The following is a 17,289-nucleotide window of genomic DNA, read 5'->3' as shown; positions in this document are numbered from 1 at the left end:
CGATGGACACGCATCGCTTCGTCCCGCGGGACGACGGCAGCCTGCTCGTCACCGCGACAGCGGCGCTGCCGCCCTACCCCGAGCGCCTGACCGCGCATCTCACCCGCCACGCCGCCGAGGCGCCGGACCGGCCGTTCCTGGTCCGGCGCGGGCCGGACGGGGCGTTCGAGCCCCTGACCTACGGGGCGGCGCTTCGTAGCGTCGAGCGGATCGCCGCCGCCCTGCTCGCCCGGAACCTCTCGGCCGAGCGGCCGGTGATGATCCTGTCGGGCAATAGCTTCGAGCACGCGCTGATCTCGCTCGCCGCCCTCCATGTCGGCATCGCGGTGGCGCCGGTCTCGCCGGCCTATTCGACGGTGTCGCAGGACCACGCCCGCCTGCGGGCGATCGTCGATCTCCTCACCCCCGGCCTCGTCTTCGCGGCCGAGGGCGCGGTGTACGCCCCGGCCATCGCGGCGGCGGTGCCGGCAGGGACCGAGGTGGTGATCGCCGACGGCGCCGCGATCGGCCGGACCACGACCCCGTTCGCGGTACTGCTGCAGGGCGACGATCCGGAGGCGGTGGCGGCCGCCCACGCCGCGGTCGAGCCCGGGACGGTGGCCAAGCTCCTGTTCACCTCCGGCTCCACCGGCGTGCCGAAGGCGGTGGTGAACACCCACCGGATGCTCAGCGCCAACCAGGCGATGCTGCAGGCGCGCTTTCCCGCCCTGACGCAGGAGCCGCCCGTGATGGTCGACTGGCTGCCCTGGCACCACACCTTCGGGGGCAACCACAACTTCAACCTGGTGCTGGCGAATGGCGGCACCCTTCACATCGACGAGGGCCGGCCGACCCCCGGCGGCATCCGCGAGACGGTCCGCGCCCTGCGCGAGGTCGCCCCGACCCTCTACCTCACGGTGCCGAAGGGCTTCGAGGCGCTGGTGCCCCACCTGCGGGACGACCCGGAACTCCGGAAAAATTTCTTCCGCCGGCTCCAGGTCACCTTCTTCGCCGCCGCCGGCCTGCCGCAGCCGGTCTGGGACGCGATCGACGACCTCGCCCGCCGGACGATCGGCCGGACGGTGCCGATGGTGACGGGACTGGGGGCCACCGAGACCGCGCCGCTCGCCCTCGTCACCGACGACCGCCCGGCCAGGGCCGGCCAGGTCGGCCTGCCGGCCCCGGGCGTCGAGCTGAAGGTCGCGCCGGTCGGCGGAAAGCGCGAGGCACGGGTGCGCGGGCCCAACGTCACGCCGGGCTACTGGCGCCGGCCGGACCTGACGGCGGCGGCCTTCGACGAGGAGGGCTTCTACCGCCTCGGCGACGCGCTGGTGCCGGTCGATCCGGACGACCTCCACCGCGGCTTCACCTTCGACGGGCGCCTCAACGAGGACTTCAAGCTCACCACCGGGGTCTGGGTCAGCGTCGGCCCGCTGCGCGCCGCCTTCCTCGACGCGTTCCAGCCGCTGGTGCGCGACGTCGCCATCGCGGGCGAGGCGCGGGACGAAGTGGCGGCCCTGGTCTTCCCCGATGTCGCCGCCTGCCGGGCGCTGTGCGACGGCGCAGCCGGCGAGGACGCGGCCATCCTCGCCCACCCGGCGGTGCGGCACGAGTTCTCCCGGCGCCTCGCGGCCTTCGCGCAGAGATCCACCGGCTCGTCGAACCGCATCGCCCGGCTCCTGCTCCTCGCGGAACCCCCCGCCCTCGACCGGGACGAGGTGACCGACAAGGGCTCGATCAACCAGCGCGGCGTGCTGCGCAACCGGGCCGAGGCGGTCGCTCTCCTGTACGCCGGGCCCGACGCGCCCGGCATCATCACCCCGGAGTCCGCATGATCCCGCCCCGCGAATACCAGGTCGTCGACCACGAGGGCTTCACCGCAACCCGCACCCTGACGGTGGAGTGGGGCCATTGCGACCCCGCCGGCATCGTGTTCAACCCGCGCTTCTTCGACTTCTTCGACTGGTCGACCGCGCTCCTGTGCGAGGCCGCGACCGGGCTGCCGAAGGCCGGGATGCTGGCGCGCTACGACCTCCTCGGTATCCCGCTGGTCGAGACCGGGGCGCGCTTCCTCAAGCCGTCGCGCTACGGCGACACGGTCGAGATCGTCTCGACGGTGGTGGAGGTCGGCCGTTCGAGCTTCGCCGTGCGCCACCGCCTGCTCAACGCCGGGGACCTCGCCGTCGAGGGCCGCGAGCGCCGGGTCTGGGCCGGCCGTCACCCCGACGACCGGGCCCGGATGAAGGCGACGCCGATCCCCGAGGAGCTGGTGCGGCGGTTCCGGGGGGAGTGAGGGGTCAATCCGCCTCCTCCGCCCCGGCCTCCTCCTCCGCCGCGTCCCGCGCGCCCTGCTCGACCCGGCGCAGCAGGTCGAGCAGCACGGCGCGCTCCTCAGGCGTCAGGAACGCGGCGATCCGCTCCTCGTGGGCGGCCTCGCGCTGGTGCAGCGCGGCCATCAGGGTCGTGCCCGTCTCGGTCAGAAAGAGGGCCTGCGAGCGCCGGTCCGAAGGGCTGGGCTCCCGGCGCACCAGGCCCCGGTGCTCCAGCTCGTCGAGGAGGGGCCCGACATTCGCCCGCTTGATGCCGATGGCGGCGCCGATCTGGCTCGGCTTGAGGCCGGGGCTGCCCTCGATGATGGTGAGCACGCCGAGCTGGGTCTGGCGCACGTCGAGGTCGGAGAAGAGCTGGACGAAGCTGCGGGAGACAGCCACCTGTGACCGCCGCAGGGTGTAGCCGATCAGTCCTTCGAGGCGGGCAAGGCCCGCGGAATCGTCACGCTGCAACGCTGGACAGGCCCTGTTTCGACGGACACGCCCCCGCCACCTGCCCGCGAACGCGCCGGCGCGCAAGCCGCCCGGCGGCAAACCTCTCCAAGCCGCCCGCGGCAGACCCTTCCAACTTGCCCCGCCGGCAGGCATCATCCGGGGCGTTCGAGCATCGCCCGGAACCGCCGCCAGGATCCCGACGCCATGCAGGTCCGCTTCTACGGTACGCGCGGGTCGCTGCCCGTGCCCGGTCCCGGCACGGTCCGCTACGGCGGCAACACCTCCTGCGTCGCCGTGCGCACCGCCCGCGGCACCCTGGTGGTGCTCGACATGGGCACCGGCGCCTACGCGCTCGGCCAGGAACTCGCCGCGTCCGGGCGGCCGGTGCGGGGCCACGTGCTCATCACCCACACCCACTGGGACCACATCCAGGGCCTGCCGTTCTTCGCGCCGTTCTTCAGGCCCGGCAACGAGTGGGACGTGTACGCGCCCCGCGGCCTGGGCGGCTCGCTGCGCGACACGCTGTCGGGCCAGATGCAGTACAGCTACTTCCCGGTCGCGCTGGAGCAGCTCGGCGCCACAATCCATTACCACGAGCTGGTCGAGGGCATGCTCACCCTCGGCGAGGACGACGACGTCCGGGTCGTGACCCATTACCTCAACCACACGGCGCTCACCCTCGGCTACCGCCTGGAGGCAGACGGGGCGAGCCTGGTCTACGCCCTCGACCACGAGCCCTATGCGGCCGCCGCGGCCGACGGCAGCGCCCCGCTCGCCGGTCTCGATGCGCGCCACGCCGCCTTCCTGCGCGACGCGGACCTCGTGATCCACGACGCCCAGTACACGGCGGCCGAGTACCCGGCCAAGGCCGGCTGGGGCCACAGCACCGTCGAGTACGCGCTCCAGGCCGCCCGCGAGGCCGGGGCGGCGCGCCTCGCCCTGATGCATCACGATCCCCAGCGCGACGACGACGCCCTCGACGCCCTGGTGGCGCGCTACCGCGACGCCGCGGCGCCGGTGGCGCTCCTCGCCGCGGCCGAGGGCCAGGCCGTCGACCTCGTGGTCCGGCAGGTCACGGCGGCGGGGACCCGGGAGGCCTCGGCCCGCGAGCCGGTCGAGCCGGCGCTCGCCGGGCGGACGGTCGTGCTCGCCGGGGCCGACAGCCCGGAGGCGGTCCGCCTCGCCGCGATCCTGCGCGGCGACGGCGTCATGGTGCAGGGCAGCCCGCTCGTGCCGGAGGCGCTGGCGGCGGCGGTCCTGCGCCACCGCCCGGCGCTGGTGGTGCTGGCGCCGGGCGAGGCGCCGGCGGATCTCGGGCTGCTCTGCGCCGCGGTGCGCGCCTGCGGTCCCGCGGGACAGGACCTGCCGCTGGTCCTGGTGGCGCGGGAGGCCGAGCGGGCCGGCGACGAGGCCGCCGGCCTCAGCGACCGGCTGACGATCCCGTTCACCGACACCTATGCCCGCAGCCGGCTGCGGGCCTGGCTGATGCGCACCGCCTGCCGCTGGGCCCGGGCCGAGATCCCGGCGCGGGAGCCGGAACGCCTCGCCTCCCTGCGGGCCCTGCACCTGCTCGACACGCCGCCGGAGGAGCGGTTCGACCGCATCGTCGCCCTGGCGGCGCGGGCGCTCGCGGTGCCGTTCGCCGCCCTGTCGCTGGTCGACGGCGACCGGCAGTGGATGAAGGCCGCCCGGGGCTTCCCCGAGCCCGAGACGCCGCGGGACGCCACGCTCTGCGCCCACGCGGTGGCGCTCGCCGAGCGGGAGGGCGACGAGACGCCGCTGGTGGTGCCCGACACCCTCGCCGATCCCCGCTTCGCCGACAGCCCGGCCGTGACCGGCTCGCCCGGCCTGCGGTTCTATGCCGGCCAGCCGCTGGTGCTGCGCAACGGCCGCTGCATCGGCACCCTCTGCGTCGCCGACACCCGTCCGCGCGACCTCGACCCGGAGGAGGTCGCCCATCTGCGCTGGCTCGCCGCGCTCGCCCTGCGCGAGATCGAGGCGTGAGCGGCGGTTTTTCCGGTGGCCGCAGGCCGGACGGTGCGGTCGCGGGTCCTCAGTCGACGCCGTCGATGTGCAGGAGCAGGCGCTGCGGGCCGCGCAGCGATGCGCCGGGCCGGTAGGGCGGCGGGTCCTCGGCGAGGCGGGGCGCCCGCAGCCTGGTTGCCAGCGCGGTCAGGGCGGCCTCGGCCTCGATGCGGGCGAGCGGCGCGCCGACGCAGTAATGCAGGGCGCCGCCGAAGCCGAAATGCTGGTTGTCCTCCCGGTCCGGGTCGAACCGGTCGGGGAGGGGGAAGCGCGCCGGATCGCGGCTGCCGGCGGCGAAGAGCAGCACCAGGGGCGCGCCCTCCGGGATCACTGCGCCGCCGATCGGGATCGGCGCCAGGGCGAGCCGGGTCCGGAAATGCACCGGCGGCTCGTAGCGCAGCAATTCCTCGATCACCCGCGGCGCCCGCTCCGGGTCGGCCCGCAGGCGCGCGAGCTCGTCGGGACAGCGCAGCAGCGTCAGCATGCCGTTGGTGATCAGGTTCACGGTGGTCTCGTGGCCGGCGATCAGCAGCAGGACCGCGGTGGCGACGAGGTCGGGGTCGCTCATCCGGCCGGCCTCCGGGTCCGTCGCGGTGGCGAGCCCCGAGAGCAGGTCGTCGGCGGGCCGGCGCCGCTTCGCCCGGATCAGGTCGCGCATGTAGTCGGCGATGGCGTCGAAGGTCGCGACGTTGCGGGCATGCACCGCCGGATCGGTCCGGCTCTCCGGCTCGAGCGCGGTGGCGAGCTGCGTCGCCCAGCCGTGGAAGCGCGGCTCGTCCTCCCGCGGCACGCCGAGGAGCTCGCAGATCACCGTGACGGGGAGCGGGTAGGCGAGGTCGTCGACGAGGTTGAAGGGGGTGCAGCCCGCGCAGGCCTCCAGGTGCTCGGCCACCAGCGCCTCGGTCCGCCGCTTCATGCCCCGCACCCGGGACACCGTGAACTGCCCCATCACTTGGCGGCGCAGGGCGTCGTGGGCCGGCGGATCGCGGAAGATGAACGGGCGGTGGCGGTTGATGATCCAGTCCTTGAGCGGGTTGACGACCCAGTCCTTGACCGGGTTGCCGGTCCGCGGGTGCTCGGAGCGCGGCAGGTCCTGCGAGCTGACGCGGGGATCGTGCAGCAGGGCGCGGATCGCCGCGTAGCCGCTCGCGACCCACAGGCCGTCGTCCTGGCGCGCCACGGGGTGGGCCCGCAGGCGGGCGTAGAGCGGGTAGGGATCGGCGCGGTTCGCGGGGTCGCGGACCTGGGCGAACAGGGTCGGGTCGGCATCGGTCATGGTCGTGCCCCGCTGGCGCCGCGCGGGCCCGGCAGGCCCGGCGGCAGGGACCGCAGCCGCGGCTGGTCGGCCGCGCCGGTGATCGGCGGGAAGGCTGCCCCGTCCCGGATCGGCGCCTCGTAGGCCGGCAGCCAGCGCCCGGCATTGATCGAGACCGCCGCGACCGTGCGCCCGGCCCGGCCATAGACCGCCAGGAAGCGGCCCGTCCGCGGGCTGCCCTGCGCGACCGCCACCGCATCCGCCCCCTCGATCAGCCCGAGCGACTTGATGTTGAGGCCGAACTGGCTCGACCAGAAGGCCGGCAGCTCGGCATAGGCGCCCGCGGCCTCCGGCCCGTCCAGCATGGCGCGGGCGGCGTGCGCGGCTTGCGCCACGGCGTTGCCCCAATGCTCGAGGGCGACCGGGCGGCCGCCATAGAGCGGGTGCGGCCAGCGCGCGACGTCGCCGGCGGCGAAGATCGCGTCGTCCGGCCGGCCCGCCGCGTCGAGGACGCGGCAGGCGCCGTCGCAGGACAGCCCGCCTTCGTCGGCGTCGAGCCCCGCGCCGGCGAGCCACCCGGTGTTGCGCAGGGCGCCGAGCGCCACCACCACGAGGTCGGCCTGGATCGTGCCGCCGGCCTCGAGCCGGGCGCGCCGCACGCGGCCTCCCGCGCCTTCCAGATGCGTGACCCGGGTGCCCGGGCGGTAATCGACCCCGGCCGCCGCCATCCGCCCGGCGACGAAGCCGCCGACGACGGTGCCCAGCGCCCGGGCGAGGGGCGCCGGCCCCGGATCCGCCACCGTGACCGGCAGCCCGACGGCGCGCAGGCTGGAGGCGACCTCGCAGCCGATGAAGCCGGCGCCGAGGATCAGCACCCGCCCCGGCCGCGCCGACAGGTCGGCCGCCAGCGCCGCCGCGTCGTCCCGGCCCCGCAGGGTATGGACACCGGCGAGCCGCGCCTCGTCGGCCTTCGGCCAGGGCCGGGCCCGGGCCCCGGTGGCGATCAGCAGCCGGTCGAAGGGCAGCGTCGTGCCATCGGCGAGGCGCAGCGCCCGGCCGGCACGATCGAGGCCCGCCGCCGCCGTGCCGAGGCGCCACTCGGCCTCGAGCCGCCCGACGCCCGGCAGGGTGGTGGCGCCGGGAGCGACCTCGCCGGTGAGCACATGCTTGGACAGGGGCGGGCGGTCGTAGGGCCGATACGGCTCGTCGCCGACGAGGATCAGGCGGCCGGAGAAGCCGCGGTCCCGCAGGGCCTCGGCCCCGCGCAGGCCGGCGAGCGAGGCCCCCGCGACCACGATCGTCCCGTCCCTCACGGCCCCGCCCCGGCGCGGTCCTCGTCGTGCTCGACCCGGATGGCCCGGACAGGGCAGGCCTGGACGGCCCGGTCGAGCGCCGCGCGCGCCGCCGCCGGCGGCGCCGGGTCGTAGACCAGGATCTCGTCGCCCTGCAGCACGAAATGCTCCGGCGCCGCGTAGCAGCACTGGGCGTAGGCCTGACAGCGATTCAGGTCGACGACGACGCGCATCCGCCGCTCCCGGGGTCTTCCACGGGAGAACCTTAGCGGCCCGGCGGAGTTCCGGCCAGGCCGGAGGAGCGGCAGCAGGGACGTGCAACTCGCGTCACCCGTTATGTCCAGCGATCGATTCCCCTGGGACAGCGAAATTTTGCCAAGAGATGATCCTTGCTTTTTTTCGCATGACGAACTTAAAGATATGGCACCGATTTGCGATGAATCCCTAGAGCGCGCCGGCATGGACGAAACCGCCAACACTCACGATCGGATCGTCACGTTGACGGCTGATATTATATCGGCCTATGTCAGCAGCAATCATCTGCAGAGTGCCGAGTTGTCGAAGCTCATCGCCGACGTCTACGGCGCGTTGAGCGAGATGACTCAAGGGAAGAAAGCTCTCCCGGAGCCTTCTCACCCTAAGGCAACTCCGGCCGAGATTCGCCGATCGATCACTCACGACTACCTGACAAGCTTCGAGGACGGCAAATCATACAAGACCCTGCGCCGCCACCTTACCCTGCGGGGTCTGACGCCCGAAGCCTATCGCCAGAAATGGGGTCTGCCCCATGACTATCCGATGACCTCGGCGAGCTACTCCGAGCAGCGCTCCGAGCTGGCCCGTTCCCTCGGCCTCGGTCAGCAGCGCCGCCGCAGCGTCGCACGGGCGGAGGACGACGTCGCGAACGACGCTCCCGAGCCGGTGACCGCGCCTGCCCCCGAGCCGGAGGTCGCAGCGATGTCCGAGCCGGAGGCCCCGAGCGAAGGCAAGCCCCGTCGCGGTCGCCGCGGCGGCTGACGGCGGCGCTCCGGTGCGGCGCCGGATCGCGCCGCGACCGGCATCATCCAGGGGGATCCAGGGCCCCTGGCCTTCGTGCACCTCACACGACTCCCGCTGCGCCGGGGCCGCCACACTGAGCAAGGCCGGCGATCGGGAGTTGTGTGAGAGACACTTACTGCGCCAGGGCCGCGAAGGCCCGGGCCACCGCGACCGCGCCCGGATCCTCCACGCCGGCGAGGTCGCCGGCCGCGAGGTAGCTCGACCGGCCGGTGCCCGCCCGCGTCATCCGGGCGGTGGCGGCCGCCCCCGCCTCGGCCGCTCGCGCCGCGGAGGCCAGGCCGCCCGCCGAGAGGGCTTCGAGCGCCGGCACGAGGGCGTCGAGGAGGGTGCGGTCGCCGGGACGCGCCCCACCATGGGCCTGGAGCCGCTCCGCCCCATGGGCGAGCGCGGCCGGCCAGCCCGCCCCTTCCGCGAGGCCGGAGCCGGTCGCCGCGAAGAAGATCGACAGCAGCACCCCGCTCGATCCGCCGGCCACCCGGGCGAGGCGGTCCGAGAGCGCGTGGCAGAGCGCGGCGGGCTCGGCCTGCGGCAGCCGGTCGAGGTCGGCGAGCACCGCCCGGGCCGCCGCCGCGAAGGTGGTGCCGGTATCGCCGTCGCCGACCCGGGCGTCGAGGGCGTTGAGCTCCCCTTCGGCGGCGACCAGCGCGGTGCAGACCGCCGTGATCGCCGCCGCCGCGGCGGGATCGCGCGAGGGCGCCGCGGCGGGGCCCCGGGCCAGGCGATCGGGCAGCGCGCGGGTCGCGGGCGCCGTCACGGCGACCGCCCGCGGCCAGGCCGGCACCTCGGTCGCGGCGGTGAGCGCCGCCTCGGCCGCCGGATCGAGCGGCATGAGCGAGAGCGAGGCGCCGTGCATGTCGAGCGCCGTCATCGCGGCGGCCGGCCCGAGGAGCAGGCGCACGCGGCCGCCGAGCGGCGTGGCCAGCACCGCCCGGGTCAGGACCTGCATCTCCAGCGCCGTGGTGCCGCCGAGGTTGTTGACGAGGAGGGCGAGCGGCCCGTCCCCGGCGACGGCCTCGGCGAGGCGCCCCATCATGAGGTCGGCGAGGCGAGCGGCCGGCGGCAGGGCGATGCGCTCGATGCCCGGCTCGCCGTGGATGCCGAGGCCGAGCTCGGCCTCCCCGGGGGCGAGGCGCGCCTCCGCGGCCCCGCCCGGCATCGTGCAGCCCGACACCGCGATGCCGAGCGACCTGATCCCGGCCGCCGCGTCCCGAGCCGCGGTTGCCACCTCGGCGAGAGGGCGCCCGCTCTCCGCCGCGTGGCCCGCCACCTTGTGCACCAGGAGCGTGCCGGCGATGCCCCGCGGCTGCGCCGCACCCGGGATCGCCACGTCGTCGGCGACCGTGACCGTCTCGATCCTGAGGCCGAGCGCCCGGGCGCGCTCGGCGGCGAGCCCGAAATTGAGCCGGTCGCCGGCGTAGTTCTTGATGATGACGAGGCAGCCCGCCGGCCCGGTCACCGCCAGGATTCCGGCCAGCACCGCGTCGACGGAGGGCGAGGCGAACACGTCGCCGCAGACCGCCGCGGTGAGCAGGCCCCGCCCGACGAAGCCCGCATGGGCCGGCTCGTGGCCCGAGCCGCCGCCCGAGACGACCGCAACCCGGTCGGCCGTCCAGTCCGCCCGCAGCACGACCCGGATCGCCGGGTCGCCGTCGAGGCGGGCGAGGCGCCCGCCGCTGCCCGCCACGACCCCGTCCACCGCCTCCGCCACCAGGGCGGCGCGGTCGTTGATGAAGTGGGCCATCCGGTCGGTCCTCCCGTCGCGCGTCGGCCCGATCCTGCCAAAAGCGCGGCCCGCCCGCCATCGCCCGGAGCGCCATTGCCCGGGACATCATTGCCCTTGCGTCGGAAGCTTTGCCGAATCGCCTGCTTCGGGCGATAAGGCGCCGGTCCGTCCGCCGGGCCGGCCTTGCCGCCGCGCTCAGGCTGCGATCCGGATCTCGTGACTGCCCGTCGAGACCCGCCGGGGCAGCCATCGTGCCGCGGCGTGAGCCTGATCGTCCCTTGGTGAACCTGTCGCGACCCCGATGAGCGACCCCCTTCCGTTCCTGGCCGGCGGCGGCCGCGCCGCCGCGATGATCCGCGCGCGCGACTGGTCGGGCCACCCGCTGGGGCCGCCGGAGACCTGGCCGGAAGCCCTGCGCACGGCCCTGAGCCTGGTGCTGAACTCGCCCGAGAGCATGATCCTGGCCTGGGGGCCGGAGCTGCACTTCTTCTTCAACGAGACCTACTTCCCGCTCCTCGGCCCCCGGCTCGACTGGGCGATGGGCGAGCGCTTCGACACGGTCTGGGCCGACGGCTGGGAGCAGGCGAGGCCGATCATCGAGGACGCCTTCGCGGGCCGCAGCCGGCGCTTCGTCGACCTGCCGTGGAAACTCGGCACCGACCGGGGAGCGGCCGAGACCTGGTGGACCTTCTCCTACTCGCGGGTCCTCGACGGCGAGGGGCGCATCGCCGGTCTGTTCATCCTCACCAACGAGACCACCGCGCAGGTCGTCGCGACGCGGCGGCTGCGGGAGAGCGAGGCGATCGCCCGGGAGAACATCGAGCGGGTCCGGCTCGCCCTCTCGGCCGGCGCGATCATCGGCACGTGGTTCTGGGACCTGCCGACCGACCGCTTCACCGTCGACGAGGCCTTCGCCCGCAGCTTCGGCCTGGATCCGGGGCTCGGCCGCGAGGGCCTGAGCCTGGAGCAGGTGATCGAGACGGTGCACCCGGATGACCGGGCCGGTCTGATCGCGGCGATCGACGCGGCGGTGACGCGCGGGGGCGCCTACGCGCACCAGTACCGCACCCGGCGCGCCGACGGAAAATACTACTGGCTCGAGGCGAACGGGCGGGTCGACCACGCCCCGGACGGCACGCCGTTGAGCTTCCCGGGGGTCCTCATCGACGTCGAGGAGCGCCGCGCCGTCGAGGCGGAGCGCGACCGCGCCACCACGATGCTGCGGGCGCTGACCGAGACGCTGGAGCAGCAGGTCGCCGCGCGGACCGCCGAGCTGATGCGCGCCGAGGAGGCCCTGCGCCAGTCGCAGAAGATGGAGGCGGTGGGGCAGCTCACCGGCGGCCTCGCCCACGACTTCAACAACCTGCTCGCCGGCATCTCGGGCTCCCTCGAGCTGATGCAGGCCCGCATCAACCAGGGCCGGCACGAGGATGTCGACCGCTACGTCACCGCCGCGCAGGGCGCGACGAAGCGCGCCGCGGCGCTGACCCACCGGCTCCTGGCCTTCTCGCGGCGCCAGACGCTCGATCCCCGCCCGACCGATGTCGGCCGGCTCGTCGCCGGGATGGAGGAGCTGATCCGCCGCACGGTCGGGCCGGCGATCGCCATCGCGGTCGCGGTCGCCCCCGACCTCTGGACCGTCCTCGTCGACCCGCCCCAGCTCGAGAACGCGCTCCTCAACCTCTGCCTCAATGCCCGCGACGCGATGCCGGAGGGCGGGCGCATCGCGATCGCGGCCGCCAACCGCCGCCTCGACGAGGCCGCCTCGCACGCGCTCGACCTTCCGCCCGGGGAGTACCTGTCGCTCTGCGTGACCGATACCGGCAGCGGCATGGCGCCCGAGGTGATCGCCCGGGCCTTCGACCCGTTCTTCACCACCAAGCCGATCGGCCAGGGCACGGGTCTCGGCCTCTCAATGATCTACGGCTTCACCCAGCAATCCGGCGGGCAGGTGCGGATCACCTCCGAGGTCGGGCGCGGCACCACCGTGTGCATCACCCTGCCGCGCCACCACGGCGCCTGCGAGGTGGAAGCCGCGCACGCGACTCTCGCGGACGCCCCCCGGGCGGAGCGCGGCGAGACCGTGCTGATCGTCGATGACGAGCCGACCGTGCGCATGCTGGTGACCGAGGTGCTGGAGGATCTCGGCTACACCGCCATCGAGGCGGCGGACGGCGCGGCGGGGCTGAAGGTGCTGCAATCGGACGTGCGCATCGACCTCCTCGTCACCGATGTCGGGCTGCCGGGCGGCATGAACGGCCGGCAGATGGCCGATGCGGGCCGGGCGCGGCGGCCGGGCCTGAAGGTGCTGTTCATCACCGGCTACGCCGAGACCACGGCGCTCGGCCGCGGGCAGCTCGAGCCCGGCATGGCGGTGCTGACCAAGCCCTTCGTGGTCGAGGCGCTCGCCCTGCGCATCCGCGAGATGCTGGCCAGGACCTGACACCGCCCGGGGCCGTCCCGTCGGAAGCCCAGGCGAGCCTGTCCCGTCGCTTCGACGCCCGGAGGTCATACGACGTTAAGCCGGTGCGTCCATGAAGGACGCCAGGGCCCGCAATCCTCTGGGACGCAACATGTTCGCCACACGCCGGCGCTCCAGCGCAGCCGCCACGCTCGATGCCATCGCGCGCTCCCAGGCCACCGTCACGTTCGGGCTCGACGGGCAGCTGACCGAGGCGAACGAGACCTTCCTCACGCTGATGGGCTACAGCCTCGACGAGGTGCGCGGCCGGCATCACCGCCTGTTCGTCGATCCTGCCGACGCGGACAGCCCCGCCGACGAGGCGTTCTGGGCCTCCCTGCGCCGGGGCGCGTCCCAGAGCGCCGAGTACCGGCGCCTGGCCAAGGACGGCCGCGAGGTCTGGATCCGCGCGAGCTACAACCCGGTGCTCGACCGCGCCGGCCGGCCGGTGCGGATCGTCATGGTCGCCCTCGACGTCACCGCCGAGAAGCAGGCGGCCATCGCCGCCGCCGGCCAGATCGCCGCCATCAACCGCTCGCAGGCGGTGATCCACTTTTCCCCCGACGGCACGATCCTCGACGCGAACGCGCATTTCCTGGCCGCGATGGGCTACGGCCTCGACGAGGTGCGGGGCCGCAACCACCGCCTGTTCGTGACCGACGCGCAGGCGGCCTCGCCGGAATACCGCGCGTTCTGGGCGCGCCTCGCCCGGGGCGAGTACCAGTCGGGCGAGTTCGCGCGGCGGGCCAAGGACGGCAGCGAGGTCTGGATCCAGGCGACCTACAACCCGATCCTCGACGCGAGCGGACGCGCGCTCAGGATCGTCAAGTACGCCACCGACATCACCGCCGCCAAGCAGCACGCCGCCGACACCGCCGGCAAGATCGAGGCGGCCCTGCGCTCGCAGGCGGTGATCGAGTTCGACATGGACGGCATCATCCTCGATGCCAACGGTCATTTCCTGAAAGCGATGGGTTACGGGCTCGACGAGATCGTCGGCCGGCACCACCGCCTGTTCGTCTCGGCCGACACCGCCGCGAGCCGCAGCTACGCCGAGTTCTGGGAGGGCTTGCGCGCCGGGCGCTACGCCGCCGCGGTCTTCCAGCGCCTCGGCAAGGGCGGCCGGGAGGTCTGGATCCAGGCCACCTACTCGCCGGTGCTCGACCTCAACGGGCGCCCCTGCAAGGTGATCAAGTTCGCCACCGACGTCACGCACAGCATGACCGTGCGGGCCCGGGCGATCGCGGCGGCCGAGCAGACCCTCAGCCGCGTTCAGGCCGTGGCGGTGGCCTCCGAGGAGATGCACCGGACCTCGGTCTCGATCGCGACCCGGATGGGCCAGTCCCACCAGGCGGTCGGCGAGATCCAGGACCGGATGGGCGCCGCCGGCACCGCCACCGCCCGGCTCGACCAGGCCGCCCAGGCGATGAACGGGGTGGTCGAGGCCATCACCGCCATCGCCGACCAGATCAACCTCCTGGCCCTCAACGCGACGATCGAGGCGGCCCGGGCCGGGGCCGCGGGCCGCGGCTTCGCGGTCGTCGCCGCCGAGGTGAAGAACCTCGCCGGCCAGGCCCGGGCGGCGACGGGCCGGATCTCCGGCGAGATCGGCGCCATGCAGACGGTGTCGCGCGAGGTCGCCGAGGCCCTGGCCTCGATCCGCGGCGGGATCGATGCCGTGCAGGGCTTCATCGCCGAGACCGCGGAGGCGAGCGAGCGTCAGCGCAGCACCACCGGCGAGGTCAGCACCAACGTCCAGACGACGGCGGCCGGCGTCGCCGACATCGCCGGCAGCCTCGACCAGTGGCTCGCCGGCATCGAGGAGCGGCGGGTCGACGACCGGGTGCGGACCTCGATGCCGGGCCGGATCATCCTGCCGGAGGGGGCCGGACCGGTCGACGCGGTGGCCTGCATCATCCTCAACCTCTCGGTGTCCGGCGCGAAGCTGGCCCTCGACCGCCCGGTCCGGCTGCCGGCGCGCATCCGGCTCCACCTCGAGGGCAGCCCGGAGCGGACCTGCGAGGTGGTGCGCCAGCACGGCGTCGAGGTCGGACTCCGCTTCACGGGCTGATGCCGTCCCACTTTCCATTGGAAACAATCAATTTAGCCGGCTTTTGACCGATCTTCCCCGGCCGGCGCGGTGGCACGCGGCCGAAAATCGTGCCTTTGCTCCCTCGGGCCTCCCCGGGCCCGCAAGATCTAACAACGAGCGTCAGGGAGCGCCCGATGACCAGTTCCGCCCGCGACGCGGTGGCGGTGGAGGATGCCAGCCTCACTGCCTTCTACCGCGACATGACCCCGCCGGAGCGCCACACCTTCTGGGCCTGCGCCGCCGGCTGGGCCCTCGACGGCATGGACTTCATGATCTACCCGCTGGTGATCGGCACGATCATCAAGCTGTGGAGCGTGGACGCCGGCACCGCGGGCCTCGCCGCCACCGTGACGCTGCTGGCCTCGGCCTTGGGCGGCTGGCTCGCCGGCTACCTCGCCGACCGCATCGGCCGCGTGCTGACGCTGCAGATCACCATCCTGTGGTTCTCGTTCTTCTCGCTGGTCTGCGCCTTCGCGCAGGACTTCTCCCAGCTCCTGATCGCCCGGGCGCTGCTGGGCCTCGGCTTCGGCGGCGAGTGGGCGGCGGGCGCGGTGCTGATGGGCGAGACCATCCGGGCGCAGTATCGCGGCCGGGCCGTCGGCTCGGTCCAGTCGGGCTGGGCGATCGGCTGGGGCATGGCGGTGCTGGCGCAGGCGATCCTGTTCTCGGTCCTGCCGCCGGAGACCGCCTGGCGCTGGATGTTCGTGATCGGTGCGGCGCCCGCCCTCCTGGTCTTCTACCTGCGCCGCTACGTCGAGGAGCCGAAGGTCGCCGCCGAGACCCGCGCCCGCGCCCGGGCCGCCGGCGACAGCCCCGCCATCTGGGAGATCTTTTCCGGCCCGCTCCTGCGGACCACGCTCCTCGCCTCGCTGATGTCGGCGGGCTGCCAGGGCGGCTACTACGCCATCACCACCTGGCTGCCGCGCTTCCTCACCACCGAGCGCGGCCTGTCGGTCGTCTCCTCGACCGGCTATCTCGCGGCCCTGATCGTCGGCTCCTTCGCCGGCTACCTCGCCGGGGCCTGGCTCGCCGACCGGCTCGGGCGCCGGCCGCTCTTCCTCATCTTCTCGCTCGGCGCCGTGGCGGTGATCCTGGTCTACACGCAACTGCCGCTCTCGAACGCGGTGCTGTGGGTGCTGGGCTTCCCCCTCGGCTTCTTCGCCTCGGGCTACTTCTCCGGCATGGGCGCCTTCCTGACCGAGCTCTACCCGACGCGCCTGCGCGGCTCCGGCCAGGGCTTCTGCTACAATTTCGGCCGCGGCATCGGCGCGCTGTTCCCGGCCCTCGTCGGCTACCTCTCGGCCGGCATGAGCCTGGCGAGCGCCATCGCGATCTTCGCCGCCGCGGCCTACGGGGTGTTCTTCCTCACCGCCTACGCTCTCCCTGAGACCCGCGGAAAGGTGCTGCACGCCGATGCCTGAGATCCGCGACTGCCCGGGCCCCGCCCCGCACCCGCACGGGCCGACCCGCTTCACCGTACCGGCGGGCGCGGTCGACACCCACGCCCACGTGATCGGGCTGCCGCCCGCCTATCCCTTCGTGGCGACGCGCAGCTACACGCCGCCGGAGGCGACGCCCGACGCCTACCTGGCGATGCTCGACGCCACCGGCATGACGCACGGCGTGCTGATCCAGGTCAGCGTCCACGGCACCGACAACCGGCTGATGGTCGAGACCCTGCGGGCGCATCCACGGCGTCTTCGCGGCATCGCGGTCGTCCCCCTCGGGCTGCCCGAGGCGGAGCTGGCGGCCCTGAAGGACGCCGGCGTGGTGGGCTTGCGCCTCAACGTGCTCTACGGCGGCGGCGTGGGCTTCGAGGCGGTCGAGGCCTACGGGGCGCTCTGCCGCGAGATGGGCTGGCACCTGCAGTTCCTGATCGACGCCCGCACCCTGCCGCCGCTCGCCGGGCGCCTCGCCCGGCTGCCGGTGCCGTTCTGCATCGACCATATGGGCCACTTCCCGACCTCCTGCGGGGTCGAGGATCCGGGCTTCCGCACCCTGGTCTCGCTCGTGCGCGACGGTGCCTGGGTCAAGCTCTCGGGCGCCTACCGCAACACCATCGCGGGGCCGCCCTATGCCGACACGGTGCCCTTCGCCCGCGCCCTGCACGCGGCGGCGCCGGAGCGCTGCGTCTGGGGCTCGGACTGGCCGCACGTCTCGCATTGGGGCCCGATGATGAATGTCGGCGACCTCCTCGACCTCCTGGCCGAGTGGGTGCCGGACGAGGCGGACCGGCACCGGGTGCTGGTGGAGAATCCGGGCCGGTTGTACGGGTTCGGTGAGTTTGCCTGAGCTGATGAGCGCCGTTCGATCTCACCGATGGATTTGAAGGCCATCGTGTCATTCCGGGGCCGCGTAGCGGAGCCCGGAATCCAGAACCGCAGAAATTAGAGTATAGGGCGGAACGTCCGCCGCCTCGTTCTGGAAAAACTGCGGCTCTGGATCCCGGGCTCCGCTTGTGCGGCCCCGGGATGACGATGGAGGTTTTCAGGTCTGCAGAGCAGATCTGAGAGCCTGTTTGACCCACCTGGCAAATTTATCCCATCCTCAACCTCATCCTGAGGTGTCAGTCGATTGAAGATCGACTGACCTCGAAGGAGGCCTCCAGCAATCTCTGTGATATCTGGAACCCTCCTTC

13 protein-coding genes are annotated in these 17,289 nt (G+C 73.6%); 8 read left to right on the top strand and 5 right to left on the bottom strand.

What is annotated here, in order from left to right:
• Positions 1–2: 2 nt before the first annotated feature.
• Both EU555_RS20065 and EU555_RS20060 read left to right on the top strand, forming a co-directional pair.
• Positions 3–1,814: a feruloyl-CoA synthase gene (locus EU555_RS20065; protein ID WP_135416996.1), complete on the top strand. Its 1,812-nt coding sequence runs from the start codon at positions 3–5 to the stop codon at positions 1,812–1,814.
• Positions 1,811–2,272, top strand: a complete 462-nt coding sequence (locus tag EU555_RS20060; protein WP_135416995.1) for an acyl-CoA thioesterase — start codon at positions 1,811–1,813, stop codon at positions 2,270–2,272. Before EU555_RS20065 ends, EU555_RS20060 begins: the two co-directional genes overlap by 4 nt.
• Before the next feature lie 4 nt (positions 2,273–2,276).
• Here EU555_RS20060 and EU555_RS20055 read toward each other — a convergent pair whose 3' ends face one another.
• A complete protein-coding gene (locus tag EU555_RS20055) occupies positions 2,277–2,690 on the bottom strand; it encodes a MarR family winged helix-turn-helix transcriptional regulator (RefSeq protein ID WP_167858617.1) in 414 nt (137 codons plus the stop codon).
• Between the two features lie 258 nt (positions 2,691–2,948).
• On the opposite strand from EU555_RS20055, the gene EU555_RS20050 reads away from it, so the two are divergent.
• The gene (locus EU555_RS20050; RefSeq protein ID WP_135416993.1) at positions 2,949–4,748 is read left to right on the top strand and encodes an MBL fold metallo-hydrolase; all 1,800 of its coding nucleotides are present in this window, start codon (positions 2,949–2,951) and stop codon (positions 4,746–4,748) included.
• A 49-nt stretch (positions 4,749–4,797) separates the two neighbouring features.
• On the opposite strand, the gene EU555_RS20045 is transcribed toward EU555_RS20050, so the two are convergent.
• The 3 genes from EU555_RS20045 to EU555_RS20035 are packed head-to-tail and all read right to left on the bottom strand — an operon-like array spanning position 4,798 to position 7,549.
• On the bottom strand, positions 4,798–6,045 hold the full coding sequence (locus EU555_RS20045) for a cytochrome P450 (protein WP_135416992.1): 1,248 nt from the start codon (positions 6,043–6,045) through the stop codon (positions 4,798–4,800).
• Positions 6,042–7,337 (bottom strand): NAD(P)/FAD-dependent oxidoreductase, encoded by a 1,296-nt coding sequence (locus EU555_RS20040; protein ID WP_205820960.1) that lies wholly within the window; start codon positions 7,335–7,337, stop codon positions 6,042–6,044. Before EU555_RS20040 ends, EU555_RS20045 begins: the two co-directional genes overlap by 4 nt.
• Complete coding sequence (locus tag EU555_RS20035; RefSeq protein WP_135416991.1) at positions 7,334–7,549, bottom strand: ferredoxin; 216 nt, start codon at positions 7,547–7,549, stop codon at positions 7,334–7,336. The genes EU555_RS20040 and EU555_RS20035 overlap by 4 nt, the downstream gene beginning before the upstream one ends.
• A 226-nt stretch (positions 7,550–7,775) precedes the next feature.
• On the opposite strand from EU555_RS20035, the gene EU555_RS20030 reads away from it, so the two are divergent.
• Positions 7,776–8,333, top strand: coding sequence for a Ros/MucR family transcriptional regulator (locus EU555_RS20030; protein ID WP_135416990.1), 558 nt, complete (start codon positions 7,776–7,778; stop codon positions 8,331–8,333).
• Positions 8,334–8,487: 154 nt separating this feature from the next.
• On the opposite strand, the gene EU555_RS20025 is transcribed toward EU555_RS20030, so the two are convergent.
• Complete coding sequence (locus EU555_RS20025) at positions 8,488–10,116, bottom strand: dihydroxyacetone kinase subunit DhaK (RefSeq protein ID WP_135416989.1); 1,629 nt, start codon at positions 10,114–10,116, stop codon at positions 8,488–8,490.
• 283 nt (positions 10,117–10,399) lie between these two features.
• Here EU555_RS20025 and EU555_RS20020 point away from each other — a divergent pair, with 283 nt between their 5' ends.
• The 4 genes from EU555_RS20020 to EU555_RS20005 all read left to right on the top strand — a co-directional run bounded on the left by EU555_RS20020 (position 10,400) and on the right by EU555_RS20005 (position 16,943).
• Positions 10,400–12,541 carry a hybrid sensor histidine kinase/response regulator gene (locus EU555_RS20020; RefSeq protein WP_135416988.1) on the top strand — a complete coding sequence of 714 codons (2,142 nt, stop codon included), beginning with the start codon at positions 10,400–10,402 and terminating at the stop codon, positions 12,539–12,541.
• A 130-nt stretch (positions 12,542–12,671) separates the two neighbouring features.
• The gene (locus tag EU555_RS20015; RefSeq protein WP_135416987.1) at positions 12,672–14,630 is read left to right on the top strand and encodes a methyl-accepting chemotaxis protein; all 1,959 of its coding nucleotides are present in this window, start codon (positions 12,672–12,674) and stop codon (positions 14,628–14,630) included.
• Between the two features lie 155 nt (positions 14,631–14,785).
• Positions 14,786–16,072, top strand: a complete 1,287-nt coding sequence (locus tag EU555_RS20010; RefSeq protein WP_135416986.1) for an MFS transporter — start codon at positions 14,786–14,788, stop codon at positions 16,070–16,072.
• Entirely contained in the window at positions 16,065–16,943 is an 879-nt protein-coding gene (locus EU555_RS20005) for an amidohydrolase family protein (RefSeq protein WP_135416985.1), read from the top strand. The genes EU555_RS20010 and EU555_RS20005 overlap by 8 nt, the downstream gene beginning before the upstream one ends.
• Positions 16,944–17,289 lie beyond the last annotated feature (346 nt).

Source organism: Methylobacterium nonmethylotrophicum (assembly GCF_004745635.1).
Classification (GTDB): Bacteria; Pseudomonadota; Alphaproteobacteria; order Rhizobiales; family Beijerinckiaceae; genus Methylobacterium; species Methylobacterium nonmethylotrophicum.
The sequence above is the reverse complement of the archived record's forward strand: the minus strand, read 5'-3'. Positions and strand labels throughout refer to the sequence as shown.

Coding starts and splice junctions, on each gene's coding strand:
- EU555_RS20030 (WP_135416990.1), top strand. CDS start 7,776: ATGGACGAAACCGCCAACACTCACGATCGGATCGTCACGTTGACGGCT.
- EU555_RS20005 (WP_135416985.1), top strand. CDS start 16,065: ATGCCTGAGATCCGCGACTGCCCGGGCCCCGCCCCGCACCCGCACGGG.
- EU555_RS20060 (WP_135416995.1), top strand. CDS start 1,811: ATGATCCCGCCCCGCGAATACCAGGTCGTCGACCACGAGGGCTTCACC.
- EU555_RS20010 (WP_135416986.1), top strand. CDS start 14,786: ATGACCAGTTCCGCCCGCGACGCGGTGGCGGTGGAGGATGCCAGCCTC.
- EU555_RS20065 (WP_135416996.1), top strand. CDS start 3: ATGGACACGCATCGCTTCGTCCCGCGGGACGACGGCAGCCTGCTCGTC.
- EU555_RS20035 (WP_135416991.1), bottom strand. CDS start 7,549: ATGCGCGTCGTCGTCGACCTGAATCGCTGTCAGGCCTACGCCCAGTGC.
- EU555_RS20025 (WP_135416989.1), bottom strand. CDS start 10,116: ATGGCCCACTTCATCAACGACCGCGCCGCCCTGGTGGCGGAGGCGGTG.
- EU555_RS20015 (WP_135416987.1), top strand. CDS start 12,672: ATGTTCGCCACACGCCGGCGCTCCAGCGCAGCCGCCACGCTCGATGCC.
- EU555_RS20020 (WP_135416988.1), top strand. CDS start 10,400: ATGAGCGACCCCCTTCCGTTCCTGGCCGGCGGCGGCCGCGCCGCCGCG.
- EU555_RS20050 (WP_135416993.1), top strand. CDS start 2,949: ATGCAGGTCCGCTTCTACGGTACGCGCGGGTCGCTGCCCGTGCCCGGT.
- EU555_RS20045 (WP_135416992.1), bottom strand. CDS start 6,045: ATGACCGATGCCGACCCGACCCTGTTCGCCCAGGTCCGCGACCCCGCG.